The 286-nt window shown below is 63.3% G+C and carries 1 pseudogene; it reads right to left on the bottom strand.

Features of this window, described 5'->3' with window-relative positions:
- Positions 1-286 (bottom strand): annotated as a pseudogene (locus tag EN808_RS35925) (ROK family protein); the annotation flags it as partial.

Raw genomic sequence — 286 nt, 5'->3', positions numbered from 1 at the left:
GTGCTTTTCCAGGCCGCGTTCGCCGACATAATCCTCGAAGCTGCAGCCCTTCTTGTAGGGAAGGTGGGCCAGCTCCATCGGCTGTCCGACATGATCGAGGATCATTGCTGCGCCCAGCCCCGTGCCCAGGCCAAGGAACAGCATGCGGCCGCCCTCATAGCTGCCGATCGCCTGCAGCAACGCGTCGTTGACGACCTTGACCGGCTTGCCGAAGGCGCCGGCGAAGTCGTAGCCGTTCCAGCCCTTGCCGAGATTGAAGGGGTCCAGCGAAGGCCTATTGTCCCTG

Source organism: Mesorhizobium sp. M8A.F.Ca.ET.165.01.1.1, from assembly GCF_004792065.1.
Taxonomy (GTDB): domain Bacteria; phylum Pseudomonadota; class Alphaproteobacteria; order Rhizobiales; family Rhizobiaceae; genus Mesorhizobium.
Note: the sequence above shows the minus strand (reverse complement) of the source record. Positions and strands in the feature narration are given on the sequence as shown.